Source organism: Pseudomonas sp. JR33AA, assembly GCF_021378985.1.
In the GTDB taxonomy this organism is placed as follows: Bacteria; Pseudomonadota; Gammaproteobacteria; order Pseudomonadales; family Pseudomonadaceae; genus Aquipseudomonas; species Aquipseudomonas alloputida.
In genome coordinates this window covers 20,102-45,795 of record NZ_JAJSAW010000017.1, presented here as the reverse complement: position 1 = coordinate 45,795, position 25,694 = coordinate 20,102, and the positions used below count along the sequence as shown (strand labels likewise).

19 protein-coding genes are annotated in these 25,694 nt (G+C 61.8%); 7 read left to right on the top strand and 12 right to left on the bottom strand.

Annotation, left to right across the window (positions count from 1 at the left end):
• The first annotated feature begins 27 nt into the window (after nucleotides 1-27).
• The 6 genes from infB to LVS58_RS21260 all read left to right on the top strand — a co-directional run bounded on the left by infB (nucleotide 28) and on the right by LVS58_RS21260 (nucleotide 7,384).
• Nucleotides 28-2,562, top strand: coding sequence for a translation initiation factor IF-2 (gene infB / locus LVS58_RS21285; protein ID WP_233692693.1), 2,535 nt, complete (start codon nucleotides 28-30; stop codon nucleotides 2,560-2,562).
• A gap of 116 nt (nucleotides 2,563-2,678) precedes the next feature.
• Nucleotides 2,679-3,077 carry a 30S ribosome-binding factor RbfA gene (gene rbfA, locus LVS58_RS21280; RefSeq protein WP_233692692.1) on the top strand — a complete coding sequence of 133 codons (399 nt, stop codon included), beginning with the start codon at nucleotides 2,679-2,681 and terminating at the stop codon, nucleotides 3,075-3,077.
• Between the two features lie 3 nt (nucleotides 3,078-3,080).
• Nucleotides 3,081-3,998 carry a tRNA pseudouridine(55) synthase TruB gene (gene truB / locus LVS58_RS21275; protein WP_003249968.1) on the top strand — a complete coding sequence of 306 codons (918 nt, stop codon included), beginning with the start codon at nucleotides 3,081-3,083 and terminating at the stop codon, nucleotides 3,996-3,998.
• A gap of 147 nt (nucleotides 3,999-4,145) precedes the next feature.
• Nucleotides 4,146-4,415, top strand: coding sequence for a 30S ribosomal protein S15 (rpsO, locus tag LVS58_RS21270; RefSeq protein ID WP_003249971.1), 270 nt, complete (start codon nucleotides 4,146-4,148; stop codon nucleotides 4,413-4,415).
• A 250-nt stretch (nucleotides 4,416-4,665) separates the two neighbouring features.
• Nucleotides 4,666-6,771 carry a polyribonucleotide nucleotidyltransferase gene (pnp, locus tag LVS58_RS21265; RefSeq protein WP_233692691.1) on the top strand — a complete coding sequence of 702 codons (2,106 nt, stop codon included), beginning with the start codon at nucleotides 4,666-4,668 and terminating at the stop codon, nucleotides 6,769-6,771.
• Between the two features lie 262 nt (nucleotides 6,772-7,033).
• The gene (locus LVS58_RS21260) at nucleotides 7,034-7,384 is read left to right on the top strand and encodes a BON domain-containing protein (protein ID WP_003249976.1); all 351 of its coding nucleotides are present in this window, start codon (nucleotides 7,034-7,036) and stop codon (nucleotides 7,382-7,384) included.
• 76 nt (nucleotides 7,385-7,460) lie between these two features.
• On the opposite strand, the gene LVS58_RS21255 is transcribed toward LVS58_RS21260, so the two are convergent.
• On the bottom strand, nucleotides 7,461-7,763 hold the full coding sequence (locus LVS58_RS21255; RefSeq protein WP_233692690.1) for a putative quinol monooxygenase: 303 nt from the start codon (nucleotides 7,761-7,763) through the stop codon (nucleotides 7,461-7,463).
• Between the two features lie 60 nt (nucleotides 7,764-7,823).
• Here LVS58_RS21255 and LVS58_RS21250 point away from each other — a divergent pair, with 60 nt between their 5' ends.
• Nucleotides 7,824-8,237: a VOC family protein gene (locus tag LVS58_RS21250; RefSeq protein WP_233692689.1), complete on the top strand. Its 414-nt coding sequence runs from the start codon at nucleotides 7,824-7,826 to the stop codon at nucleotides 8,235-8,237.
• A gap of 33 nt (nucleotides 8,238-8,270) precedes the next feature.
• On the opposite strand, the gene LVS58_RS21245 is transcribed toward LVS58_RS21250, so the two are convergent.
• The 11 genes from LVS58_RS21245 to LVS58_RS21195 form a co-directional block, all read right to left on the bottom strand.
• Complete coding sequence (locus tag LVS58_RS21245) at nucleotides 8,271-11,207, bottom strand: DUF748 domain-containing protein (RefSeq protein WP_233692688.1); 2,937 nt, start codon at nucleotides 11,205-11,207, stop codon at nucleotides 8,271-8,273.
• A gap of 78 nt (nucleotides 11,208-11,285) precedes the next feature.
• The gene (locus LVS58_RS21240) at nucleotides 11,286-12,155 is read right to left on the bottom strand and encodes an oxygenase MpaB family protein (protein ID WP_233692687.1); all 870 of its coding nucleotides are present in this window, start codon (nucleotides 12,153-12,155) and stop codon (nucleotides 11,286-11,288) included.
• A 43-nt stretch (nucleotides 12,156-12,198) separates the two neighbouring features.
• On the bottom strand, nucleotides 12,199-14,133 hold the full coding sequence (gene acs / locus LVS58_RS21235) for an acetate--CoA ligase (protein ID WP_233692686.1): 1,935 nt from the start codon (nucleotides 14,131-14,133) through the stop codon (nucleotides 12,199-12,201).
• Nucleotides 14,134-14,313: 180 nt separating this feature from the next.
• Nucleotides 14,314-15,978 (bottom strand): glucose-6-phosphate isomerase, encoded by a 1,665-nt coding sequence (gene pgi, locus LVS58_RS21230; RefSeq protein ID WP_233692685.1) that lies wholly within the window; start codon nucleotides 15,976-15,978, stop codon nucleotides 14,314-14,316.
• Nucleotides 15,979-16,198: 220 nt separating this feature from the next.
• A complete protein-coding gene (gene panC, locus LVS58_RS21225; protein WP_233692684.1) occupies nucleotides 16,199-17,062 on the bottom strand; it encodes a pantoate--beta-alanine ligase in 864 nt (287 codons plus the stop codon).
• Nucleotides 17,059-17,859: a 3-methyl-2-oxobutanoate hydroxymethyltransferase gene (gene panB, locus LVS58_RS21220; RefSeq protein WP_233692683.1), complete on the bottom strand. Its 801-nt coding sequence runs from the start codon at nucleotides 17,857-17,859 to the stop codon at nucleotides 17,059-17,061. Before panB ends, panC begins: the two co-directional genes overlap by 4 nt.
• A 262-nt stretch (nucleotides 17,860-18,121) precedes the next feature.
• Nucleotides 18,122-18,601, bottom strand: a complete 480-nt coding sequence (gene folK, locus LVS58_RS21215) for a 2-amino-4-hydroxy-6-hydroxymethyldihydropteridine diphosphokinase (protein ID WP_233692682.1) — start codon at nucleotides 18,599-18,601, stop codon at nucleotides 18,122-18,124.
• Nucleotides 18,598-19,980 carry a polynucleotide adenylyltransferase PcnB gene (locus LVS58_RS21210; RefSeq protein WP_070096298.1) on the bottom strand — a complete coding sequence of 461 codons (1,383 nt, stop codon included), beginning with the start codon at nucleotides 19,978-19,980 and terminating at the stop codon, nucleotides 18,598-18,600. The genes folK and LVS58_RS21210 overlap by 4 nt, the downstream gene beginning before the upstream one ends.
• A 988-nt stretch (nucleotides 19,981-20,968) precedes the next feature.
• The gene (locus LVS58_RS21205) at nucleotides 20,969-22,411 is read right to left on the bottom strand and encodes a sigma-54-dependent transcriptional regulator (protein ID WP_233692681.1); all 1,443 of its coding nucleotides are present in this window, start codon (nucleotides 22,409-22,411) and stop codon (nucleotides 20,969-20,971) included.
• Between the two features lie 4 nt (nucleotides 22,412-22,415).
• Complete coding sequence (locus LVS58_RS21200; protein WP_233692680.1) at nucleotides 22,416-25,391, bottom strand: sensor histidine kinase; 2,976 nt, start codon at nucleotides 25,389-25,391, stop codon at nucleotides 22,416-22,418.
• A complete protein-coding gene (locus tag LVS58_RS21195; RefSeq protein WP_003250005.1) occupies nucleotides 25,375-25,551 on the bottom strand; it encodes a hypothetical protein in 177 nt (58 codons plus the stop codon). Before LVS58_RS21195 ends, LVS58_RS21200 begins: the two co-directional genes overlap by 17 nt.
• Nucleotides 25,552-25,694 lie beyond the last annotated feature (143 nt).

The following is a 25,694-nucleotide window of genomic DNA, read 5'->3' as shown; positions in this document are numbered from 1 at the left end:
TTAGGCGCGGCCTGAGGAGAGAAGTGCATGACGCAAGTCACGGTGAAAGAACTGGCCCAAGAGGTCGAGGCACCGGTAGAGCGCCTGCTGCAGCAGATGCGTGAGGCAGGTCTGCCGCACACCGACGCCGGTCAGGTAGTGACCGACAATGAGAAGCAGACCCTGCTGACTCATTTGAAAAGCAGCCACAAGAGCAAGGCGGAAGAGCCGCGCAAGATTACCTTGCAGCGCAAAACCACCAGCACCCTGCGTGTCGCCGGTAGCAAGAGCATCAGCGTAGAAGTACGCAAGAAGAAAGTTTTCGTGCAGCGCAGCCCTGAAGAAATCCAGGCTGAGCAGAAGCGTGAGCTGGAAGAGCGCCGCGCGGCTGAAAACGCCGCTCGCGACAAGGTCGACGCCGAAGTTCGCCAGCGCAACGAAGAGCAGGCTCGCCGTCAGGCGGCCGGTTCCACCGCCGCTGCGCCTGCTGCCAAGCCAGAGCCGGCGCCTGTCGCTGCTCCGGTCGCCGCTCCGGCCCCGGTAGTCGCAGACGCCCCGGCCTCTGAAGACGCCGCAGCCCGTGCTGCCGAGCGCAAGAAAGACGAGACCCGTCGCAACGAAAGCCGTACCCGTGATGACGACCGTCGTCGTGGCGAAGCGCCTCGTGTGTCGATCAAGGTCAAGGTAAAAGAGAAGGAAAAGGCGCCGACTCCGCGTGCTGCTCCGCGCACTACCGACGAAGAGAGCGATGGCGCTCGTCGTGGCCGTGGTGGCAAGAGCAAGCTGAAGAAGCGTAATCAGCACGGCTTCCAGAACCCGACCGGCCCCGTCATCCGTGACGTGACCATTGGCGAGACCATCACGGTCTCCGAGCTGGCCAACCAGATGTCCGTCAAGGGCGCTGAAGTGGTCAAGTTCATGTTCAAGATGGGGACCCCGGTCACCATCAACCAGGTGCTCGACCAGGAAACCGCTCAGCTGATCGCAGAAGAGCTGGGCCACAAGGTCACTCTGGTCAGCGACAGCGCCCTGGAAGACTCCCTGGCCGAATCGCTGAAGTTCGAAGGCCAGACCGAGTCGCGTGCGCCGGTGGTTACTGTCATGGGTCACGTTGACCATGGTAAGACCTCGCTGCTCGACTACATCCGTCGTGCCAAGGTGGCTGCTGGCGAAGCCGGTGGTATCACCCAGCACATCGGTGCCTACCACGTGGAAACCGACCGCGGCATGGTCACCTTCCTCGATACCCCAGGTCACGCTGCGTTTACCCAGATGCGTGCCCGTGGTGCCAAGGCGACCGACATTGTCATCCTGGTGGTGGCGGCGGACGACGGTGTGATGCCGCAAACCCGCGAAGCCGTTCAGCATGCCAAGGCAGCCGGTGTTCCGCTGGTCGTTGCAGTGAACAAGATCGACAAGCCAGGTGCTGACCTCGATCGCATCCGTAACGAGCTGTCCGTCGAAGGCGTTACTTCCGAGGACTGGGGTGGTGACACTCCGTTCGTCAAGGTTTCGGCGAAGATGGGTACCGGTGTCGACGAGCTGCTCGAAGCCGTTCTGCTGCAGGCCGAGATCCTCGAACTGACCGCTACCCCAACCGCGCCAGGTCGTGGTGTGGTCGTCGAATCGCGCCTGGACAAGGGCCGTGGCCCGGTGGCGACCATCCTGGTTCAGGACGGTACCCTGCGTCAGGGCGACATGGTCCTGTGCGGTTCCAACTATGGCCGCGTTCGCGCCATGCTCGACGAGAACGGCAAGCCTGTGAAGGAAGCTGGCCCGTCGATCCCGGTCGAAATCCTCGGCCTGGACGGTACTCCGGAAGCCGGTGACGAGCTGTCCGTGGTTGCCGACGAGAAGAAAGCCCGTGAAGTTGCCCTGTTCCGTCAAGGCAAGTATCGCGAGGTCAAGCTGGCCCGTGCTCACGCCGGCAAGCTGGAAAACATCTTCGAGACCATGGGTCAGGAAGAGAAGAAAACCCTCAACATCGTGCTCAAGACCGATGTGCGTGGTTCTCTGGAAGCGCTGCAGGGTTCGCTCGGCGGCCTGGGCAACGACGAAGTGCAAGTGCGCGTGATTGGCGGTGGCGTCGGTGGTATCACTGAGAGCGACGCCAACCTGGCGCTGGCTTCGAATGCAGTACTGTTCGGCTTCAACGTGCGTGCCGATGCCGGCGCGCGCAAGATCGTCGAGCAGGAAGGTCTGGATATGCGTTATTACAACGTGATCTACGACATCATCGAAGACGTCAAGAAGGCCCTGACCGGCATGCTCGGCAGCGATGTTCGCGAGAACATCCTGGGTGTCGCCGAAGTACGTGACGTGTTCCGTTCGCCGAAGTTCGGCGCCATCGCTGGCTGTATGGTCATCGAGGGTACCGTGTACCGCAACCGTCCGATTCGCGTACTGCGTGATGACGTTGTGATCTTCGAAGGCGAGCTGGAATCGCTGCGTCGCTTCAAGGACGATGCTTCCGAAGTTCGTTCGGGCATGGAGTGCGGTATTGGCGTCAAGAGCTACAACGACGTCAAGGTCGGCGACAAGATCGAAGTCTTCGAGAAAGTCCAGGTGGCTCGTACCCTTTAAGGGCGAGCGAGCCGCAAGCGCCCGCTACAGGGCGGCTTGCGGTACCTCTTCAGGTAGCGCCCGGTCAGGCATTGGTCTGTCCGGGCGTTTGCCGCTTTAAGTTACAGGTAGCAAGAATGGCCAAAGAATATAGCCGTACCCAACGTATTGGCGATCAGATGCAGCGCGAGCTGGCCGAGCTGATCCGTCGCGAAGTCAAGGACCCACGTGTCGGTCTGGTAACTATCACCGCCGTGGACGTTAGCCGTGACCTGGGCCATGCCAAGGTGTTCATCACCGTCATGGGCGAGGAAACCCCGGATGCCGTGCAGCAGTCGCTCAAGGCATTGAATAGCGCTGCCAGCTTCCTGCGTCTGCACCTGGGGCGTTCGATGCAACTGCGCAGCGTGCCGCAGCTGCACTTCCATTTCGATGAAAGTGTCAGCCGTGGTGTGCACCTGTCGGCGCTGATCGAGCGTGCAGTGGCCGAAGACCGCATGCACAAGGATGCCGACGAGTCGGACACCAAGGAGTAAGCGGTGGCCCAGGTCAAACGTATCCGCCGCAATGTCAGCGGCATCATCCTGCTCGACAAGCCGCTGGGCTTCACCTCCAATGCTGCCTTGCAGAAAGTGCGTTGGCTGCTGAACGCGGAAAAGGCCGGCCATACCGGTAGCCTCGACCCGCTGGCAACCGGCGTGTTGCCACTGTGCTTTGGTGAAGCGACCAAGTTTTCGCAGTACTTGCTCGACTCCGACAAGGGCTACGAAACCGTCATGCAGATGGGGCAGACTACCAACACCGGCGATGCCGAGGGTGAGGTATTGCAGACCCGCGACGTTACCGTTGGTCGCGCCGACATCGAAGCGCTGCTGCCACGTTTTCGCGGCCCGATCAGCCAGATACCGCCTATGTACTCGGCGCTCAAGCGTGACGGCCAGCCGTTGTACAAACTGGCACGTGCAGGAGAGGTAGTGGAGCGCGAGGCGCGTTCTGTTACTATTAACCGCTTGGAGTTGCTCGAGTGCGAAGGCACCCGTGCACGGCTGAGCGTAGGATGCAGCAAAGGCACCTATATCCGCACGTTGGTGGAGGATATCGGTGAAGCCCTTGGTTGCGGCGCCTATGTCGCCGAGCTGCGCAGGACCCAGGCAGGGCCCTTTGCGTTGGCACAGACGGTCACCCTCGAGGAACTCGAACAGGCCCATGCCGAAGGTGGCAACGAAGCGCTCGACCGCTTCCTGATGCCATCGGACAGCGGGCTGCAGGATTGGCCGTTGGTCAGCCTGTCGGAACACAGTGCGTTCTACTGGCTGCATGGGCAGGCAGTACGCGCGCCGGACGCGCCACAATTTGGCATGGTCCGGGTACAGGATCACAATGCACGCTTCATCGGTATCGGTGAAGTGAGCGAAGACGGGCGCATTGCGCCGCGTCGGCTGATTCGGTCGGAATGACCGAAACCGCGGGGCCAGGCAGTTGCCGAGCCCCACGGCATCAAGGGTGGCTGTCAGTAGGCACGGTCACACCTTTTTTATTAATACAGGGATTTGTCCCTGGCCTATTGGACCCCGCATGCGGGATCCGTTATCAGGAGAAGCCACATGGCCCTCAGCGTTGAAGAAAAAGCTCAGATCGTTGCCGAATATCAGCAAGCCGCCGGCGATACCGGTAGCCCGGAAGTGCAGGTTGCTCTGCTGACCGCCAACATCAACAAGCTGCAAGGCCACTTCAAGGCCAACGATAAAGACCACCACTCCCGTCGTGGTCTGATCCGTATGGTCAACCAGCGTCGTAAGCTGCTGGATTACCTGAAGGGCAAAGACACCACTCGTTACAGCGCCCTGATCGGTCGCCTGGGCCTGCGTCGCTAATAGCGGCCTGGTCAGTGGTGTGCGTTGGGTGTCGCAGGCTTCGGCAGGGCTGTTTTGCAGCGCTGCCGTCGGGCACTTCACGCGTATCTCCGAGGTTGGCAGCCTGGCAATGCTGAGCGGTTTTTCCGCTTGGTGCCAGGCTCCCAGCCTCGTGTTGTATCTGGACGGTCAATGGGGCCGATTCCCCGTTCTGCCCAAGAATTCGCAAGAAACCAGTTCCCCCAAGAGCCACTGAAAAAGGTAGGAAACCGTGAACCCGGTAATCAAGACTTTCCAGTTCGGTCAATCGACCGTCACTCTCGAAACGGGCCGTATTGCCCGTCAGGCAACCGGCGCCGTGCTGGTTACCGTCGACAACGACGTCACCGTGCTGGTGACTGTGGTAGGCGCCAAACAGGCTGATCCAGGCAAGGGTTTCTTCCCGCTGTCGGTTCACTACCAGGAAAAGACCTACGCCGCTGGCAAGATCCCAGGCGGCTTCTTCAAGCGTGAAGGCCGTCCTTCCGAGAAAGAGACGCTGACCTCGCGCCTGATCGACCGTCCGATCCGTCCGCTGTTCCCGGAAGGCTTCATGAACGAAGTGCAGGTCGTCTGCACCGTGGTTTCCACCAGCAAGAAGACCGACCCGGACATCGCAGCGATGATCGGTACCTCGGCTGCCCTGGCTATTTCCGGCATTCCGTTCGAAGGCCCGATCGGCGCTGCCCGCGTTGCCTTCCACGAAAGCACTGGCTACCTGCTGAACCCGACCTACGAGCAACTGGCTGCCTCGAGCCTGGACATGGTCGTTGCCGGTACCTCCGACGCTGTCCTGATGGTTGAATCGGAAGCTCAAGAGCTGACCGAAGACCAGATGCTGGGTGCCGTACTGTTCGCCCACGACGAATTCCAGGTTGTTATCCAGGCTGTCAAAGAGCTGGCTGCCGAAGCTGGCAAGCCGACCTGGGACTGGAAACCTGCCGTTGCCAACACCGAGCTGTTCAATGCTATCCGCGCCGAGTTCGGCGAAGCGGTTTCGCAGGGCTACACCATCACCGTCAAAGCCGACCGCTATGCGCGTCTGGGTGAGCTGCGTGACCAGGCGGTTGCCAAGTTCTCCGGTGAAGAAGGCCAGCCTTCGGCTGCTGAAGTAAAAGAGATCTTCGGCGAAATCGAATACCGCACCGTTCGCGAAAACATCGTCAACGGCAAGCCACGTATCGACGGCCGCGACACCAAGACTGTACGCCCGCTGAACATCGAAGTGGGTGTGCTGCCGAAAACTCACGGTTCGGCACTGTTCACCCGTGGCGAAACCCAGGCCCTGGTCGTTGCGACCCTGGGTACTGCCCGTGATGCCCAGCTGCTGGACACCCTCGAAGGCGAGAAGAAAGACCCCTTCATGCTGCACTACAATTTCCCACCGTTCTCGGTAGGTGAGTGTGGCCGCATGGGCGGTGCTGGCCGTCGCGAAATCGGCCACGGCCGTTTGGCCCGCCGTTCGGTTCAGGCCATGCTGCCTGATGCTGACGTGTTCCCGTACACCATCCGCGTGGTTTCGGAAATCACCGAATCCAACGGTTCCAGCTCCATGGCGTCGGTCTGCGGTGCCTCCCTGGCCCTGATGGACGCTGGTGTGCCGATGAAGGCGCCGGTTGCCGGTATCGCCATGGGCCTGGTCAAGGAAGGCGACAAGTTCGCAGTCCTGACTGACATCCTGGGTGACGAAGACCACCTGGGCGACATGGACTTCAAGGTAGCCGGTACCGCCAAAGGCGTCACCGCGCTGCAGATGGACATCAAGATCAACGGCATCACCGAAGAGATCATGGAAATCGCCCTGGGCCAAGCCCTGGAAGCGCGCCTGAACATCCTCGGCCAGATGAACCAGGTCATTGGCCAGTCGCGTACCGAACTGTCGGCCAACGCCCCGACCATGATCGCGATGAAGATCGACACCGACAAGATCCGTGACGTCATCGGTAAAGGCGGCGCCACCATTCGCGCCATCTGCGAAGAGACCAAGGCTTCGATCGACATCGAAGACGACGGCTCGATCAAGATCTTCGGCGAAACCAAGGAAGCGGCAGATGCTGCCAAGCAGCGCATCCTGGGCATCACCGCCGAGGCCGAGATCGGCAAGATCTACGTCGGCAAGGTCGAGCGCATTGTCGATTTCGGCGCCTTCGTCAACATCCTGCCTGGCAAGGACGGCCTGGTGCACATCTCCATGCTGAGCGATGCTCGCGTCGAGAAAGTCACCGACATCCTCAAAGAAGGCCAGGAAGTCGAAGTGCTGGTACTGGACGTGGACAACCGCGGCCGTATCAAGCTGTCGATCAAGGACGTCGCTGCGGCCAAGGCCTCGGGCGTCTAAGCGACCGTCTCGCTGTTACAGAAAGGGCCCTTCGGGGCCCTTTTTTCATGGGGACGGGAACCTTTTGCGGACTTGCATCTTGCATGCAGGTTTACCGCGCAGATTGCAAAATGCACGAACCCAGCAGCCATGGTTTTTTGCTAACTGATTGATTTGAAAGGAAATAAACGAAGAGGCGAAGCTGGCACAGCCCATGCAACTACCTTCATACCTGACGCCAGGACATACGGCGCAGACCCTTCGAAAAACAGGAGTGACCCACATGAAGAAGTTCGCCATTGCTGCCGCTACTGCTACCGCTCTGACCCTGACCATGGCTAACGGTGCATTCGCCGCTGAGCCAACCCAGGCTCCAGTCATGTTGGCGGCCAACACCGTTGACAACGCCAAGCAAGAAGGCTCCGACACTTGGATTACTACCAAGGTCAAAGCTGATCTGCTGACTGAAAAAGGCATCCCAGGCAGCGACATCAAAGTCGAGACCAGCCAAGGTGTTGTTTCGCTGTCTTCTGATGTGAAGGTTACCGAATCGCAGAAAGCAGAAGCGGTGCGCATCACCAAGAACATCAAAGGCGTCAAGAGCGTAATGTCTGACGGCCTGAAAGCCGAATAAAGGAATGTCCCGTCGGCCAAATGGATTTGGCCACTTTCATCAAAGCCCTGGCCCGTGCCAGGGCTTTGTCTTGCGCTCAATACACCGGGTTGCGCGCGATCACATCGCTTTCGAAGCATTCCTGCTCAAGGACCAGAGGCTCCACCAATGGGCGGCTGTCGCGAAAATGCGCGGTCTGGGTATGCGCTTCGTACGCAGCATCGTCGCGGTAGATTTCGTACAGGTAGATCACCTCTGGGTCGACCCGGTCCTGCGACACATCGAACACCACACAGCCTGGCTCACTCGCCACGGAAGCTGCTGCATTGACCGTGATTGCACTGAGGAAAGCTTCGGCGCATCCAGGCTTCACTCGGGTCTTGATGAACAGGCTATACACAAATCGCTCCTTTTGTTTTAAATTCAATAATGAATTGTATACAAAAATGGAGCTTCGCCAATGTCCGAATTGCCTGTCCGCCCTGGCCGCCTGAATGGCCTGCGCCACATCGCTCTGCTGGTGCCTAACCTGGAAGAGTGTGAGCGCTTCTACGTCGATGTGTTGGGCATGGAAGTGCTGAATCGCGCCAATGAGGACCTGGTCTACCTCACCTGCGGTAACGACAACCTGTCATTGGGGCGTGGGGCAGGGGCGGCCAATGGGTTGCAGACCCTGGATCACTACGGGTTCATCGTCGACAGCGTGGAGGAGTTGGAAGCCTGGTACCAGTACTTCAAGGCTCATGGCGTGACCTTGCTCGACCGGCCGTTCAACCATGGTGACGGCGCGCGCAGCTTCCACCTGCTGGACCCGGCCGGGAACAAGGTTCAACCGCTGTATCACCCGGCAGTGTCGGGGCAGCGGTTGGCTTGAAGTCCGTGCCGGGTTCTTCGTGGGCAGTGGGGATTACTCGGCATCCAGGTGCATCGGCGTAATCACCCGCCCATCGCTTTCAGGCTGGCCCAGGCTGGTATCGATGAAGTACACCCGGTCGTCTTCCAGCTTGCCCTTGTCGACCAGGTAGTCCTTGATGCTGCTGGCCCGCTCCTGGCCCAAGGTGCGCAGCAAGGCGGTACTCTCGGCCCACGACTTGATCACGGCCTCGCGCAGCTTGGCGGCGCGCTCGTCACGGCCCAACTGCTCCCATTCGGCAGGCGGCTGCTGCTTCAGGCGGGTGCGGTAGATGCCTTCGAGCATCGCCGGTTTGTCACTGTCGTCAACCACCAGCATCGAGGCGTTGGCCGGCACCTTGTCACCTCGTCGCTGCAGGATCTTGTACCAGGTGGCCTGGTACTCACGCTCCAGGCGTTGTTGCGCGATGAGCGGGCCATCACTGGCCTGGGCGCTGGTACCTTCGATTTCCAGGCGCAGTTCCGGGCGCTCTTTCAGCGCCGATGCCAGCTTGTCCAAGGACGACTGGGCCTCGCCGCTGAGTTCGCTGGAGCCGGGGGCGAACGCCACGTTGCCCAGGTCTTCCGAGCTGCCGCCGCTGATCAGCCCGCCAATGAACTTGAATGGCGCCTGCGCCGCGCGCAGCACCAGGTTGCGCAAGGTTTGCCAAACAATCGGCATGACGCTGAATTGCGGGTTGTTGAGGTCGCCAGACACCGGCAGCTCGATCGAGATCTTGCCCTCGGTATCCTTCAGCAATGCCACCGCCAGGCGGATCGGAAGGTCGACCGCGTCCGGGCTGTCGACTTTCTCGCCCAGCTGCAGTTGCTCCACTACTACCTTGTTCTCGGCCTTGAGCTGGCCGTTGGTGATCAAGTAGTGCAGGTCCAGGTTCAGCCGCCCTTTGCGGATGCGGAAACCGGCAAACTTGCCGGAGTAGGGCGTCAGCGTGGTCAGTTCGACGCGCTTGAAGCTGGTGGCGATGTCCAGGCTGGCCAGAGGATTGAACGGGTTGAGTGCGCCCTTGATGGTAACCGGTGCGTAGCGGTCTACCTTGCCCTTGACCTCGACCTTGGCCGGCTGTGGCTTGCGGTTGTCGATGGTGCCGATCTGCCCGTTGAGTTGCTGGATGGCCGTGGCGAAGTTGGGGGTAAGCGACAGGTCGGCAAAGTTGGCCGAGCCGTCGTTGATGTCGATCTGCCCGATATGGATGCCAAGCGGCTTGTCGTTGCTGGCCGTGGTCGGCTTGGGCTGGCTGCTCGCCGGGGCGTCGGCCGGTTGCGGGATCAGCAGATCATTTACGTTAGTGGTGCGGTCTTCGTTGATGATGAAGCGTGCATAGGGCTGCAGCAGGGTCACCTTGTCGATCGACAGAGCATCGCCGTGCACGTAGGACAAGCCGTCGACGTTCACCTGCTGCCATTTGACGAAGTCGCGGCTCTTGATGGTGTCGAGGGTGTGCAACTGGCTGACCTGCGCCTTGCCGGTCACATTGAAGGCCAGCGGCGCGGTGTTCTTCAGGTCGACCTTGAGGTCGCTCGAGAGCATGCCGCTGCGCAGCTCCAGCAGGATGAACGGGCTGATGTAGGCCTGGGCGACACGCAGGTCGATGTCGCGGGTGCTCACATCCAGCTTTGCCCATATCGGTGCCAGGTTGACCTGGCCTGCAGCCTGCAGCTTGCCTTGCTTACCCACACCTGTATCGAGTTTGAGGGTGAAGGGCGATTGGTTGAGGCTGTCGAAACCTTGCAGGTCGGCATTGAGAGGGCCGATGTCCAAGGCTACCGGTTCCTTCTGGCTGCGATCTGCCAGGTGCACCAGGTAGTTGCGCAACTGCACGTCCTTGAGCAGCACTTGCCAGGGTTTGCCTGGCTCTTTGACGGCTTTCTCTTCAGGCGTAGGTGCTGCTGCAGCCGGCTCGGCCTTTTCCTTCGGCGTGGCCTTTGCGGGCTGGCTGGCGAACAGCTTCTGCCAGTCGAGCTGGCCATCTTTTTCCAGCGCCGCCCAGGTTTCGAGCTTGTCGCTGCGGACCTTGCCCACGGTGACCTGCTGTTTGACCAGATCAATGGAGGTTTCGCTAACCTCCAGGCTGGCCAGGCGTGCCAACGGTCGGCCATCCGGCGCCTTGATGGCGAATGGCGCGATGCGCACGGAGACGTTATCCAGCAGCAGCTCGGTCTGTTTGGCGAGGTTGAGCTTGTAATGCGTATCGAGGCTTACCATGCCGTCTTCCAGCACCAGTGGCACGGCATCGCGCACATAGGGCCAGAACAGCTTCATCTTGCCGTCAGTGACCTTCAGTGTGCCTTCGGAGGCGATCGGAGACAGGCTCAGGGTGCCCTTCCAGTCGATGCGTCCGCCATTGGGCCCGCTGGCCACCATGGTCATGTCGGCGTTGTCGTTGGGCAGGGTGCTGAGGTTTTTCAGCTCCAGATTCATGTTGTCGTAGAGGAACTCGATCGGCTCGCTGGGGCGCAGGTCCTCGAAGTGCAGGTAGCCGTCGACGAGCTTGATGCTGCCGATACGCAGTGGGAACGGGTCGCTGGGCGGCTCTTCGGGTTTGGCTTCGCTGGCCGGTAGTTTGAACAACCCGGTCAGGTTGAGGGTACCGTCCTTGGCGAACAGCACTTCGTTGCGCGGTTTGTCGAGTTCCACCGCTTCCAGATGCAGGGCTTTTGTCCACAGGCTGTCGAGCGAGGCGTTAGCGTAAAGACGCTCGAAACCGACCTGCTCCTTGCCCGGCTCGCCAATCTGCAGGCCCCACAACGTCAGCTCGAGGTTGAAGGGGTTGAGTTCGATCCGTTCGAGGTGGGCCGGCACGGTGGCGTATTGGGCCAACTGCTGGTTGGCGATGCGCAGTGCGACACCCGGAAGAATGAGAAAGCCGAGCAGGCTATACAGGGCTACCAGGGCCACGATTGCGCCGGCGGCGCGAGTCAATCCTTTGTACATGTGTCGCTTCGTCTGTCTAAGCCGGAGTGGTTGGAGTATGGCAGGTTAAATCAGTTCCGCAGGGGCGACGATTTGACCTCATTCGATGCCCATGCGCCGCTTGGCCCGGTGCGCCGAGCCGTCGCGCATCGCCCAGCGCAGTACCGGCGCGGTGCGTTGCAGGCCCAGGCGGATCAGGCGCTGCTGCAGGGGCCCGTGCTGCAGGCCGAGCAGTGCCTGGGCCCAGCCGGGCAGCAAGTCGATACCCGCGTGCAGCATCAGTTTGCCAACCGGCTGTGCCAGGCGGCTGGGGGCAGGGGCGTCGAGCAGGATTCGCATGACCTCATGGCTGCGCGCGTCACAGTGCAGTTGCGGGCGCATGTGTTGCAGATAGTCTTCAACTTGCTGGCACGAGCGTGGCACATCACGGGCACCGAGGCGCTCGGCGATCAGGGCGATTTCGTTGTAATAGGCATCCTGCTCGGCGCGTGGCAGGTGTGGGTTGCGGTAACGCAGGTGGGCGGCGAGGAAACGGCTGACTTCCGCTACATGCACCCAGGTCAGCAGATCCGGGTCGCTGGCCGCATAAGGGCGGCCATCCGGTGCAGTGCCGGTGACCTGCAGGTGAATGGTGCGCACTTTGTCGATCAGCCACTCGGCATCGCCAGTGGCGCCGAAGGTGGTGCCGGAAATGAACTGGCTGGTGCGGCGCAAGCGGCCGAGCAGGTCTTCACGAAAATTGGAGTGGTCCCACACACCGGCCAGGGCCAGGGGATGCAGCAACTGCAGCATCAGCGCGCTGATGCCACCGACCAGCATGCTCGGGAAGTCGCCATGCACCCGCCAGCTGATGCTGTGCGGGCCGAACAGGCCGGGGTCGCCCTTGGGCGATTCCAGGTCGAGCTGGCCGAGGGCCAGCCCGGTGAGGCTCATGACCTGGGTTTCGATACGGCGACGAAGGGCTTCCATGGCGACCTGCTGTGCTGGGCGGCCATGATTCAGCGGCCGCCGGTTACTGGTTGAGGCGTTTGTCGATCAGGCCCTGTACCACGCTTGGGTCGGCCAGGGTCGAGGTATCGCCCAGGTTTTCCAGCTCGTTGCAGGCGATTTTGCGCAGTATACGCCGCATGATCTTGCCTGAGCGGGTCTTGGGTAGCGCTGGCGCCCACTGAATCAGCTCAGGCTTGGCGAAGCTGCCGATTTCCTTACTGACCAGGGCCAGCAGCTCGGCCTTGAGCGTGTCATCTGGTTTCACGCCATTCATGGTCGTGACGAAGGCGTAGACGCCCTGGCCCTTGAGGTCGTGGGGGTAGCCGACCACCGCGGCTTCGGCCACGCTGTCATGCAGCACCAGTGCGCTTTCCACTTCGGCGGTGCCGATGCGGTGCCCGGACACGTTGATCACGTCGTCGATGCGCCCGGTGATCCAGTAGTCGCCATCGGCATCGCGGCGTGCACCGTCGCCAGTGAAGTAGTAGCCGGGCAGGGGCTTGAAGTAGGTGTCGACCATCCGCTGGTGGTCGCCGTAGACACTGCGGATCTGCCCGGGCCAGCTGGCTTTGATCGCCAGCACGCCGGCGCCGGGGCCTTCGATCAGTTTGCCTTTTTCGTCCAGTAGCACCGGTTGTACGCCGAACATTGGCTGGGTGGCGCAGCCGGGTTTGAGTGACGGTGTGCCGGGCAGCGGGGTGAGCATGATGCCGCCGGTTTCGGTCTGCCACCAGGTATCCACAATCGGGCAGCGCTTCTGCCCGACCTCCTCGAAATACCATTCCCAGGCTTCCGGGTTGATCGGCTCGCCGACGCTGCCCAGCAGACGCAGGCTCTTGCGTGAGGTGCTCTGCAGGGGCGCAGAGCCCTCGCGCATCAGTGCGCGCAGGGCGGTCGGGGCGGTGTAGAAGATGTTCACCTGGTGCTTGTCCACCACCTGCCAGAAGCGCGAGGTGTCTGGGTAGTTGGGCACGCCTTCGAACATCAGCGAGATTGCGCCATTGGCCAGCGGGCCATAGACGATGTAGCTGTGGCCGGTGACCCAGCCAACGTCGGCGGTGCACCAGAACACCTCGCCGTCACGGTAGTCGAACACGATCTTGAAGGTCAGGGCCGCCTGCAGCAGGTAACCCCCAGTGGTGTGCAGTACCCCTTTGGGTTTGCCGGTGCTGCCGGAGGTGTAAAGGATGAACAGCGGGTCTTCGGCCTCCATCGGTTCGGGGGGGCAGTCGTCGCCGGCATCTTTCGTCGCTTCGTGATACCAGAGGTCGCGGCCCTCGGCCCAGGCAACATCGCCGCCAGTGCGGCGCACCACCAATACGCTACTGACCGCCGGGCAGCTGGCCAGGGCCTTGTCGACGTTCTGTTTCAGCGGGATGCGTTTGCCGCCACGCACGCCTTCATCGGCGGTGATCACGGTGCGGCAGTCGGCATCGAGAATACGGTCTCGCAAGGCATCGGGGGAGAAACCGCCGAACACCACCGAGTGGATGGCGCCGATGCGGGTGCAGGCGAGCATGGCGAAGGCGGCCTCGGGAATCATTGGCATGTAGATGCACACCCGGTCGCCTTTCTTCACACCGCGCGCTTTCATTGCATTGGCCAGGCGGCAGACCTCACGGTGCAGTTCGCGGTAGGTGATGGCCTTGGCGTCCTTGGGGTCGTCGCCTTCCCACAGCAAGGCCGTTTGCTCGCCGCGCTGGGCCAGGTGGCGGTCGATGCAGTTGTAGCTGACGTTGAGTTGCGCACCGTCGAACCAGCGGGCCTTGCCGGTATGCAGGTCGCATTGCTGCACGCTTGACCACGGTTTGATCCAGTCCAGGCGCTTGGCCTGTTCGGCCCAGAAGGTGTCTGGGTCTTCGACCGACTGGCGGTACAGGCGGCGGTAGTCTTCGGGGGTGAGAGCGGCGGACTGGCTGACGGCCAGGGCCTGGGGGTATTTGCGGATATCGAACATGGCGGGTGGTCCTGCTCTTGTAAGGGGCGATGGACTGCAACGGCTATTCGATAAGACAGTGTAGCTGGGAGCGGTGTTCAACCTGGGCCGGCCTCTTCGCGGGTAAACCCGCTCCTACGAGGTTACGCATTGCTTCGTAGGAGGGGGTTTACCCGCGAAGGTGCCGGCCCAGGCTTCAGATCACCCGCGGTGACGACTGCGGAAGTAGTTGATCAGGCCTTGGGTGGAACCGTCTTCGGCGCTGTCTTCCAGGCTGCCGACCAAACGCTGGTAAACGCCCTTGCCCAGTTCCTTGCCCAGCTCAACGCCCCACTGGTCGAAGGCGTTGATCCCCCAGATAACGCTCTGTACGAACACCTTGTGCTCGTACATCGCCACCAAAGCGCCCAGCCGGCGCGGGCTGATGCGCTCGACCACCAGCGTGTTGCTCGGGCGGTTACCCGGGATCACCTTGTGCGGGGCCAGCTTTTCGATGTCCGCTTCGTTGAGGCCTTTACCGCGCAATTCGGCTTCGGCTTCCTCGCGGGTTTTGCCCAGCATCAGCGCCTGGCTCTGCGACAGGCAGTTGGCGTACAGCCACTGGTGGTGGTCGGCCACCGGGTTGAAGCTCACCACCGGCACGATGAAGTCTGCCGGAATCAACTGGGTGCCCTGGTGCAGCAACTGGTGGTAGGCATGCTGGCCGTTGCAGCCCACGCCGCCCCAGATCACCGGCCCGGTGTCGGTCTTCACCGGGGTACCGTCTTGCAATACGCTCTTGCCGTTGGATTCCATGTCCAGCTGCTGCAAGTGCTTGGTGATGTTGCGCAGGTAGTGGTCGTACGGCAGGATCGCGTGGCTGTTCGCGTCCCAGAAGTTGCCATACCACACGCCCAGCAGGGCCAGTAGCACCGGCATGTTCTTGTCGAACGGTGCGGTCTGGAAGTGCTGGTCCATGGTGTAGGCGCCGGACAGCAGTTCCTTGAAGTTGGCAGTGCCGATGGCCAGGGCGATCGGCAGGCCGATGGCCGACCACAGCGAGTAGCGCCCGCCCACCCAGTCCCACATCGGGAAGATGTTTTCTTCGCGGATACCGAACGCTACAGCAGCGGCCTTGTTGCTGGAAACTGCAATGAAGTGGCGGTACAGCTCGGCTTCCGAGCCGCCTTGGGCCAGGTACCAGGTACGCGCGGCCATGGCGTTTTTCAGCGTCTCGAGGGTGTTGAACGACTTCGACGAGACAATGAACAGGGTGGTTTCGGCGCGCAGGTTGGCCGACAGCTCGTGGAACTCGCTGCCGTCGATATTGGCCAGGTAGTGGCAGCGCACGCCGCGCTGGGCGTAGGGTAGCAGCGCTTCGGATACCAGTTCGGGGCCGAGGAACGAACCGCCAATGCCAATGTTGACCACGTCGGTGATCGGCTTTTCGCTGTAGCCGCGCCACAGGCCATCGTGAATGCGGCCGACCAGTTCGGTAATCTGGTTGAGCACCTTGTGCACTTCCGGCATGACATTCACGCCGTTGACGCTGAGTTTGTCACCTACGGGCCGGCGCAAGGCGGTGTGAAGCACCGGGCGGCCTTCGGAGGCGTTGATGATCTCACCGCTGAACATCGACTTGATAGCGTCTTGCAGGCCCACTTCATTGGCCAGGCTGACCAGCAGTTCGCGGCTTTGCTCGGTGATCAGGTTTTTTGAGTAGTCGAGGAACAGGCCGCAAGCGCTAAGGGAAAACTGGTCGAAGCGCTTGGCATCGGCGGCGAAGGCTTCGCGCATGCTGAAGCTTTGCATGGCGTCGCGGTGTTTCTGAAGCGCCTGCCAGGCGGGCAGGGCCGTCACATCGTGGGGTGTACGGTAATACGCCATTGCGCGGGGTTCCCTTGGTGCGTGGTGAGGGCTTGGACACGGCAGTCGTTGCCGGGTTCAGGCTGGCACCATTATAGGCAAAGGCCACGTGCTGGGAATGGGTATGGCGGGGAATTTGGGTGGCGCATTCGCGGGTAAAAGCCGCTCCCTACAGATGAGCGCGATCCCCCCTGTAGGAGCAGGCTTGCCCGCGAATGGGCTGCAAGGCAGCCCAAGGCCGTCAGGCGGTCTTCTCTTCCAAATGCAGGTAGAGGTTGTCGATCAGCCGTGTGTTACCCAGGTAAGCCGCTGCAATCACCACCAGGTCTCGATCGTCGATCACTGCGGGGCGCAAGGTTACGGCATGGCGTACTTCCAGGTAATCCGGGCGCAAACCCGCTGTGCGCAGTTGCGCCTGGCCTTCAGCCACCAACGCGGCAAAATCCCGCTGGCCTTGGCCGATGCCTGCTGCAATGTGCTGCAGTGTGCGGTACAGCGCAGGTGCAGCAGCACGCTGCTCTGGGGTGAGGTAGCCATTGCGCGACGACAGCGCCAGGCCATCTTCGGCACGTACGGTGGGTTCGCCGATGATCTGGATCGGCATGTTCAGGTCGCGCACCATGGCGCGGATCACGGCCAACTGCTGATAGTCCTTCTCGCCGAACACGGCAAGGTCTGGCTGGACCATGTTGAACAGCTTGTTCACCACGGTGGCCACGCCCTCGAAATGCCCAGGCCGGCTGGCGCCGCACAGGCCTTCGGAAAGCTGGGGCACGCTGACGCGTGTTTGTACGCTCATGCCGTCGGGGTACATCTCTTCCACGGTGGGCGCGAACAGCAGGTTGCAGCCGGCCTGCACCAGGCGCTCCTGGTCGGCTGCCAGGGTGCGTGGGTATTTGTCGAGGTCTTCGTTGGCGCCGAACTGCAGCGGGTTGACGAAGATACTGGCGACCACGAACTCGGCGCGTTGGGCAGCCTTGGTCACCAAGGCAGCATGGCCGCTGTGCAGGTTGCCCATGGTCGGCACGAAACCGATGCGTTTGCCCTCACCGCGAGCGCGGGCCACTGCCGCGCGCAGTTCGCGGACGGTCTTGACTGTATTCATGCACTGAACCCGTGTTCGCTGCCTGGGAAACTGACCTGCTTGACCGCCTCGACGTAAGCGACGAGGGCGCCATGGATATCCGGTTGGCCCTGCATGAAGTTCTTCACGAACTTCGGTACCCGGCCGCTCAGCGACAGGCCGAGCATATCGTGCAGTACCAGTACCTGGCCATCGGTGGCGCTGCCGGCACCAATGCCGATGACCGGGATGCCAACGGCATTTGTGATTTCCGCCGCCAGTTCGCTGGGTACGCACTCGAGCAGCAGCATGGCCGCACCGGCCTGTTCCAGGGCAATGGCGTCGGCGCGCATCTGCCGGGCCTGGGCCTCCTGGCGACCCTGCACTTTGTAGCCGCCCAGCACATTGACGGTTTGCGGGGTCAGGCCCATGTGCGCGCACACTGGCACGCCACGTTCGGCCAGCAAGCGGATGGTTTCGGCCAGCCAGGCTGCGCCTTCGATCTTTACCATGTGGGCGCCGGCCTGCATCAGTGTAGCGCTGTTGGCAAAGGCCAGCTCCGGGGTGGCGTGGGCCATGAACGGTAGGTCGGTGAGGATCAGCGCGCCGTCGTTGCCGCGTTTGACGCTGGCGGTGTGGTAGGCCATCTCCGCCGTGGTGACCGGCAAGGTGCTGTCGTGGCCTTGCAGGACCATTCCCAGCGAGTCGCCCACCAGCAACACTTCAACGCCGGCCTGGCTGGCGGCCTTGGCAAAGGTCGCGTCGTAGCAGGTCAGCATGGTGATTTTTTCACCCTTGGCCTTGAGGCCGTTAAGGGTGGTAAGGGTTACTTCAGGCATGTAGGAAATTCCTCGTTCAGGCGCTGTAAAAAACGACTGCATTCAACGCGTGTAGTCATCTTCCGGAGCGGCACATCATCGCGCGTGATGTTCGGGTACAGGTTCGTCCGGGCCTAAATACGGGTATGCGGCACTTTGGTGCCACACGGGACGCCTATAGTCGTGAGCGAGGTGGGGGAAGTCAATCACCCTGTTACCGCATTGTTACGATCAGGGTGTTACTGGCGTTACCGAGGTGGCAATGCCGGCTGGAATGCCCGGTCTACAGGCGTTCCAGGCCGACGAACGGGCATTCGTCGAGCAATTGTGCGAGGGCGCGACCATCGGCCAGGCGGAAGTCGCTCGGGACCAGTTCGGCCAACGGATACAGCACGAAGGGGCGGGCATGCATGTGGTAATGCGGCACTTTCAGGCGTGGCTGGTCAAGCACCTGGTCACCAAACAGCAGGATGTCCAGGTCCAGCGTACGTGGGCCCCAGCGCTCCTTGCGCACGCGGCCCTGGTCGTTTTCGATGGCCTGCAGCGCATCGAGCAATGCCAGTGGCGCCAGGGCGGTGTCCAGGGCGGCGACAGCGTTGGTGTAGCGCGGTTGGCCGGGCAGCAGCGAATCACTGGTGTACAGGGCCGAGGCTGCTACCAGGCGCGTGGCTTCGACCTGGTCGAGCGCCTGCAAGGCGCTACGCAACTGCTCGGCAGGTGCGTCCAGGTTGCTGCCCAGACCTACGTAGGCGCGAATGGTCACTCGAACGCCTCGTCGCCACTGCGCTTGCGTTTGCTGCCGCTGCGCTTGCGCTTGCGCGGGCCGGCGCTTTCGTCACGGCTGCCAAGCTCGCGGATCATCTCGCGGCGCTCGCTGTCGTTTGCCTCCTGGTAATCGGTCCACCACTGGCCCAGGTCGTCGGTTTCTTCCCCGGCGCTTTCACGCAGCAGCAGGAAGTCGTAACCGGCGCGGAAACGCGGGTTGTCCAGCAGCATGTCGGCGCGCTTGCCGCTGCGGCGCGGCAGGCGCTCCTGCATGTCCCAGATCTCGCGGATCGGCAGGGTAAAACGCTTGGGGATGGCAATGCGCGCGCACTGCTCGGCGATCAGGTCGTGGGCTGCACCGTTCATGGCCGGTATCGGCGGCACGCCCTGATTCTGCAGGTGCAGCACACGGGCCGGCAGCGCTGGCCAGAGCAGAGCAGCAAACAGGAAGGCTGGCGTCACCGGCTTGCCCTGCTTCACGCGCAGGTCGGTGTTGTTCAGTGCCTGGCTGATCAGCGTGTGGGTGTAGGTCGGCCGCTCGTCCAGCGCGTGGGCGCTGGCCGGGAACAGCGGTTCGAACAACTCCAGGTCAACCAGCATTTCGAAGGCGATGGCACCTTGGCCGCTGAGGAACAGCTTGAGGCATTCCTCGAACAGGCGCGCGGGTGGAATCTCGCGCAGCATCGGGGCCAGGCCGCGAATCGGCAGGTAGGTGTGCTTTTCGATGCCAAAGTCGAGTTTGGCAGCGAAGCGCACCGCGCGCAGCATGCGCACCGGGTCTTCCTGGTAGCGGTGGGTCGGGTCCCCGATCAGCCGCAGCAGGCGATTGCGCACGTCGTGCACACCGTTGGCGTAATCGAGAATGCGCTCGCTGACCGGGTCGTAATACAGGGCGTTGATGGTGAAGTCGCGGCGTTGCGCGTCCTCTTCCAGGGTGCCGTACACGTTGTCTCGCAGAATGCGGCCACTGGCGTTATGCGACGAACGGTGGGCATCGCCCTGGTCGTCCTCGGAGTGGTGGGCGCGGAAGGTGGCGACTTCAATGATCTCACGGCCGAAATGCACGTGGACCAATTTGAACCGACGACCAATGATGCGGGCGTTGCGGAACTCGGCACGGACCTGTTCGGGGGTGGCACTGGTGGCGACGTCGAAGTCCTTCGGCGTGATGCCCAGCATCAGGTCGCGGACACAGCCACCGACCAGGTAAGCCTGGTAGCCGGCGCTTTGCAGGCGCTCCACGATATTCACCGCATGACGGCTGAACTGGTGGCGCTGCAGCGAGTGCTGGCTCTTGTTGATCACCTCGGGCGTGGTGCGCCTGTGGTGTGGGCCCGGTACGGGCGGGCGGAAAGACTGGAACAGCTTCTTCAGCATGGGATGCACTGTGTGAAGGAATGTTCGGCCAAGAATAGGAGAATGGCCGCATGATGGGCGGGGATTCTAGCATTTACTCGGGGAATGGTGTAGGCGGGTAGCAGGATGCCTGCCAGAAGGGTAGAAACGACAAGGGGAGCCTAAGCTCCCCAAGAAGTCGTTGCGTGCTCTTATTATTTTTTTGCTGGGCTTCTTGTTTTTGTTGAGTGCCCTGTCCACAAATCTCGAAGCTTGTGGACGACCCCCAAACCGGGGGTAAAGAGCAAACGGATTGCTTTGGCCGCTGATGACACGTTGATCTGTCGATCCAACCAGTTCCGGCGCTGCTTTTAGTGCAGTTTTTGTTGTTCTCTGCCTGGTTGTGGGGCAAGCCCCAAACACGCATCCTCTCCAAAAGAATCAGTTAGCTGCGCCTCCGCCATCTTGTTTTTATTGTGCGTGAGCCGTTTCGTCTTGTTCTTATTCTGAGTTGCAGTGCTTGTTATTGTTCTTGTACCAAACATATAGCAGGTGCCGTGCCAACTTTTCGAAAGCCAGTAAAATCAAGGGGTTGGGCGGTTTGTGCAATTTTCGACAGGTCGAAAATGTCGAAATTTCGTTACCGTATGCCTCGGGAACTGTTACGGCGGAAAGCTTGGGTAACAGATTTTTACGTCGGGTGAGGTGTTACCTGGCGTGTTCCCAGGCCAGATGTGTTCGCCACACCCCGTTCAGCGCCTGTGAGATCGAGCGCCGCCCGCGGGGCGCATCGCGAGCGAAGCTCGCTCCTACGTTTGTTTCAGGCCGGTTATGCCTATGCCATTGGCGCGCATACCCTCGGTGCACGACACGATATTGAAGGGAACACACAAGGGGACGCGCGCCAATGGCTCAGGATTGATTGGCCCGAAACAGATGTAGGAGCGAGCTTCGCTCGCGATGCGCCGCGCGGGCGGCGCTCGATCTCACAGGCGCCGCACATGCTGCGGCGAACACTGGGCAGGTTGAATTACTCGCTGGTAGCGTTGCTCTTGCGCCGAGGTATGCCCAGGCGTTGGCGGCGTTCCCACAGGCACTTGCGGCTGACGCCGAGCTTGCGTGCCAGTTCGGTCTCGGTCATGTGGTCCTGATGCTCAAGCACGAAGTGCTGGAAGTAGTCTTCCAGCGACAGGTCTTCGGTCGGCTCGTGGCTTGCATTGGCCCCGCTGGCCACCCCCATGGCATTGTCGAGGATGTCGTCCTCTTCCAGGTCGCTCAGCTCGATGTCGATGCCCAGCAACTCGGCGGAAATTTCTGCGCTCTCGCTGAGGATCACCGCGCGCTCCACGGCGTTTTCCAGTTCACGCACGTTACCAGGCCAGCTGTAGTGACGAATGGCTTGCTCGGCCTCGGCCGAGAAGTGCAGGTCGTCACGGCCGATGCGAGCGCTCTGGCGGGCGAGGAAGACGTTGGCGATCTCGTTGACATCGCTGCCACGCTCGCGCAGGGCCGGCAGCTTCAGGGCGATGACGTGCAGTCGGTAGTACAAGTCTTCACGGAACTGGCCGGCCTTGGCCAGGTTTTTCAGGTCGCGGTGGGTCGCGGCGATCAGGCGCACATCGACCTTTTGCGACTGCACCGAACCTACCCGGCGTATCTCGCCTTCCTGCAGCACCCGCAGCAGGCGAGCCTGGGCTTCCAGCGGCAGTTCGCCAATTTCATCGAGGAACAGCGTACCGCCATCGGCGGCCTCCACCAAGCCGGCGCGCCCGGCGCTGGCGCCGGTGAACGCGCCTTTTTCGTGGCCGAACAGTTCGGATTCGATCAACGTTTCGGGGATGGCTGCGCAGTTCACCGAGATCATCGGTGCCTTGGCCCGGCGAGACAGGTTGTGCAGGGCGCGGGCCACCAACTCTTTACCGGTGCCCGACTCGCCCTGGATCAGCACATTGGAGTCGGTAGGCGCGACCTTGCGAATCTTGCTGTACATGTCCTGCATGGGCTGGCACGAGCCGATGATGCCGATTTCGCCATTGGCCGTTGCCGCGCTGCCTTTGTCGGGCGCCGCAGCCTTGCCAGTGCTGGTGCGTGGCTCGGCAGGCGGTGCCGCAGCGGGGGCGTTCTGCCGGTCACGCAGAATACGTGCTACTGCCTGCAGCATCTCGTCATGGTCGAAGGGCTTGGCAATGTAGTCCACCGCGCCCATTTTCATCGAGTCCACCGCTGAGCGCAGGCTGGCGTAACTGGTCATGATCAGCACCGGGGTGCCCTGGCCGAGCTTGATCAGCTCGGTGCCGGGCGCGCCTGGCAGGCGCAGGTCGCTGACGATGAGGTCGAAAGTGGCAATGCTGAAGCGTTCCTGGGCTTCCTGCACCGAGCCGGCCTCGCTGACCTGGTACTGGTTCCGCTCAAGTAGGCGACGCAGGGCCGAGCGGATGATGGTTTCGTCTTCGACGATCAGAATGTGCGGCATTGATTCAATTCTCTCGACGGTCTCGAATTTCAGGGGACGTCGCTACGACATGCCGGGGCAGGGTCACGCGGATCCGGGTGCCACGTTGCCGTTCGATATCGGCCGGGCTGTCGATGGTGATTTGCCCATAATGCTCTTCCACGATGGAATAGACCAGAGCGAGCCCCAGTCCGGTTCCTTCGCCCGGGTCCTTGGTGGTGAAGAAGGGTTCGAACAGGCGGTCCATGATGTTCTTCGGAATCCCGCTGCCTTCGTCTTCGACGATCAGGTCGACGGTGTGCTCGCTAACCTCGCTGCGCACGCGTACGGCGCTGCCGGGCGGCGAGGCATCGCGGGCGTTGGAGAGCAGGTTGATCAGCACCTGGGCCAGGCGCTGCGGGTCACCCTCGGCCCAATGGTCCGGGTCGCAAAGGTTGAAGAACTGCACTTCGAAATTGCGCCGGTTCAACGCCAGCAGACCGATGGCGTCTTGTGCCACTTCGGCCAGGCACACCGGTTCCTCGCTGTTCTGGTGGCTGCCGCCGGCATGGGCGAAGCTCATCAGCGACTGGACGATGCGCGATACACGCTTGGTCTGGTCAAGGATCTGACTGGACAACTCGATGATTTCGCCATCGCCTTCGCGTTCCTCGCGCAGGTTTTGCGCCAGGCAGGCGATGCCGGTGATCGGGTTGCCGATCTCGTGGGCTACGCCGGCGGCCAGGCGGCCGATGCTGGCCAGGCGCTCGGAATGCACCAGCTTGTCTTCCAGAGCCTGGGTTTCGGTAAGGTCTTCCACCAACAGTACCAGCCCGCTGTTACCGGGGGCCAGTGGCTCGTCGATGGCTGCCTTGTGCAGGTTCAGCCAGCGTGGCTGGCCGTCCAGCGCCAGGCGCTGCTTGTGCAGGTGCTCGTCGGGCACGTTGATGAAACCTTGCAGCAGGCCGCGCCAAGGCTCGTCGATGGTGACCAGGCGCGAGCCGACCACATGCTTGGCGGCAATGCCGGTGAGCTCTTCCATGGCCTTGTTCCACATCAGGATTTCCTGGTCCTTGGCCAGCGAGCAGACGCCCATGGGCAACTCCTGCAGGGTCTGGCGATGGTAACGGCGCAGGGCATCGAGTTCGGCGGCCAGCCCGGTCAGGCGCGAGTGGTAGTCTTCCAGGCGGCTTTCGATGAAGTGGATGTCTTCGGTCACGTAGTTTTCGTTACCGGACTTGTACGGCAGGAAAGTCTCGACCATGTCCTGGGCCACGCTCGGCCCCATCAGGCCGGACAGGTTGGCTTCGATGCGGTCGCGCAAGCGGCGCAGGGCGTAGGGGCGGCGTTCGTCGAACGGCAGGTAGAGGTCGCGCAGTGCTTGCTCGACTTCCTTTTGCGCGGCCTTGGCGCCCAACGGCTTGGCCAGCTGGGTGGCGAATTCCTGCGGCGAGGCGGCGTGCAGCTCGCGGCGCTGCGGGCGGCGCACGTTATCCACGGCACAGGCTTCGGCCGCGCTGACCTCTTCGTTGCTGGCGTTGGTGAACAGTGAGATCAGGGTGAACAGCAGCACGTTGGCCGCCAGCGAGGCGATGGCTGCCATGTGCCAGCTGGTGTCGTCCAGCACATAGATCATGTCCAGCAGCGGGATGTAGAAGCCCTGCAAGTTGCCGAGAAGCGGCAGCAGCATGGTCACCATCCACACCAGGGTGCCGGCCAGCAGCCCGGCGATGAAACCGCGGCGGTTGGCGGTCGGCCAGTAGAGTACTGACAGCACACCAGGCAGGAACTGCAAGGTGGCGACGAAGGCTACGATGCCCAGGTTGGCCAGGCTCTGGTGGTAGTTCTGGCTCAGGTAGAACATGAAGCCGGCGGTGATGATGGCGACGATCAGTGCACGGCGGGTCCACTTCAGCCAACGGTAGATGTTGCCTTCGGCCGGGGGCTGGTACAGCGGCAGCACCAGGTGGTTCAGGGCCATGCCCGACAGCGCCAGGGTGGTGACGATGATCAGGCCGCTGGCCGCCGACAGGCCGCCAATGTAGGCCAGCAGTGCCAATGCCTGGTTGTTGGCGGCGATGCCCAGGCCCAGGGTGAAGTACTCGGGGTTGGTGCTGGCGCCCAGGCGCAGGCCGGCCCACAGCACCAGCGGTACGGCAAGACTCATCAGCAGCAGGAACAGCGGCAGGCCCCAGCTGGCGCTGACCAGCGAGCGCGGGTTGAGGTTTTCGGTAAAGGCCATGTGGTACATGTGCGGCATGACGATGGCCGAGGCGAAGAACACCAGCAGCAGGGTGCGCCATGGGCCTTCCTGCAGGGGCGTGTGCAGGGCGGCGAGGGCGGTCTGGTTCTGCAACAGCCAGACTTCCAGCTCGTGCGGGCCGCCGAATACGCCATACAAGGCATACAGGCCGATACCGCCCAGGGCCAGCAGCTTGATCACCGACTCGAAGGCGATGGCGAAAACCAACCCCTCATGTTTCTCGCGCGTGGCGATGTGCCGCGAGCCGAAGAAGATGGTGAACAGAATGATCAGCGTGCAAAAGGCAAAGGCCACCCGGGCCTTGACCGGTTCACCGGTAAGGATGCTGATCGAGTCGGCCACCGCCTGGATCTGCAGGGCCAGCAACGGGAGCACGCCAATCAGCATGATGATGGTGGTCAAGGCCCCGGCCCAGGTACTGCGGAAGCGGAAGGCCAACAGGTCGGCAAGGGATGACAGCTGGTAGGTACGGGTGATCTTGAGGATCGGATAGAGCAGCACCGGCGCCAGCAGGAATGCGCCAGATACCCCCAGGTAACAGGCAAGGAAGCCGTAGCCGTACTGGTAGGCCAGGCCAACCGAGCCATAGAAGGCCCAGGCACTGGCGTAGACGCCCAGCGACAGGGTGTAGGTGAGTGGGTGGCGAATGATCGAACGCGGGATCAGCCCACGCTCGCTGACCCAGGCCACGCCGAACAGCACCATGAGGTACCCGGCGCTGATCAGGATCATCTGGGTCAGGCTAAAGCTCATCGGCATCTCGTTGGCTCTGCAGGATAAAGGTGACGACGATCAGGATCAGCCAGAGCAGGTAGGGGCGATACCAGGCTCCGGTCGGTTCGATCCACCAGTCCATGATGGCCGGGGAGAACAGGTAGATCCCCACGACCAGAAGCAGGACCAAACGATAGATGTACATGCTGGCCTCGATGGTTGGGCGCTACGGGCTTGAACTTATTATTGGCGCAAATGGCAGGGGGGATGCTAGCGGGAATCCACAGCGTTCGCCAAGGGTTTGAATTTACTGGGCTTTTGTTTTGAGTGGTGGAATGAATGTGCCGG

Coding starts and splice junctions, on each gene's coding strand:
- infB (WP_233692693.1), top strand. CDS start 28: ATGACGCAAGTCACGGTGAAAGAACTGGCCCAAGAGGTCGAGGCACCG.
- rbfA (WP_233692692.1), top strand. CDS start 2,679: ATGGCCAAAGAATATAGCCGTACCCAACGTATTGGCGATCAGATGCAG.
- rpsO (WP_003249971.1), top strand. CDS start 4,146: ATGGCCCTCAGCGTTGAAGAAAAAGCTCAGATCGTTGCCGAATATCAG.
- LVS58_RS21260 (WP_003249976.1), top strand. CDS start 7,034: ATGAAGAAGTTCGCCATTGCTGCCGCTACTGCTACCGCTCTGACCCTG.
- LVS58_RS21250 (WP_233692689.1), top strand. CDS start 7,824: ATGTCCGAATTGCCTGTCCGCCCTGGCCGCCTGAATGGCCTGCGCCAC.
- LVS58_RS21245 (WP_233692688.1), bottom strand. CDS start 11,207: ATGTACAAAGGATTGACTCGCGCCGCCGGCGCAATCGTGGCCCTGGTA.
- LVS58_RS21240 (WP_233692687.1), bottom strand. CDS start 12,155: ATGGAAGCCCTTCGTCGCCGTATCGAAACCCAGGTCATGAGCCTCACC.
- acs (WP_233692686.1), bottom strand. CDS start 14,133: ATGTTCGATATCCGCAAATACCCCCAGGCCCTGGCCGTCAGCCAGTCC.
- pgi (WP_233692685.1), bottom strand. CDS start 15,978: ATGGCGTATTACCGTACACCCCACGATGTGACGGCCCTGCCCGCCTGG.
- panC (WP_233692684.1), bottom strand. CDS start 17,062: ATGAATACAGTCAAGACCGTCCGCGAACTGCGCGCGGCAGTGGCCCGC.
- panB (WP_233692683.1), bottom strand. CDS start 17,859: ATGCCTGAAGTAACCCTTACCACCCTTAACGGCCTCAAGGCCAAGGGT.
- LVS58_RS21210 (WP_070096298.1), bottom strand. CDS start 19,980: ATGCTGAAGAAGCTGTTCCAGTCTTTCCGCCCGCCCGTACCGGGCCCA.
- LVS58_RS21205 (WP_233692681.1), bottom strand. CDS start 22,411: ATGCCGCACATTCTGATCGTCGAAGACGAAACCATCATCCGCTCGGCC.
- LVS58_RS21200 (WP_233692680.1), bottom strand. CDS start 25,391: ATGCCGATGAGCTTTAGCCTGACCCAGATGATCCTGATCAGCGCCGGG.
- LVS58_RS21195 (WP_003250005.1), bottom strand. CDS start 25,551: ATGTACATCTATCGTTTGGTCCTGCTTCTGGTCGTGGGGATCTACCTG.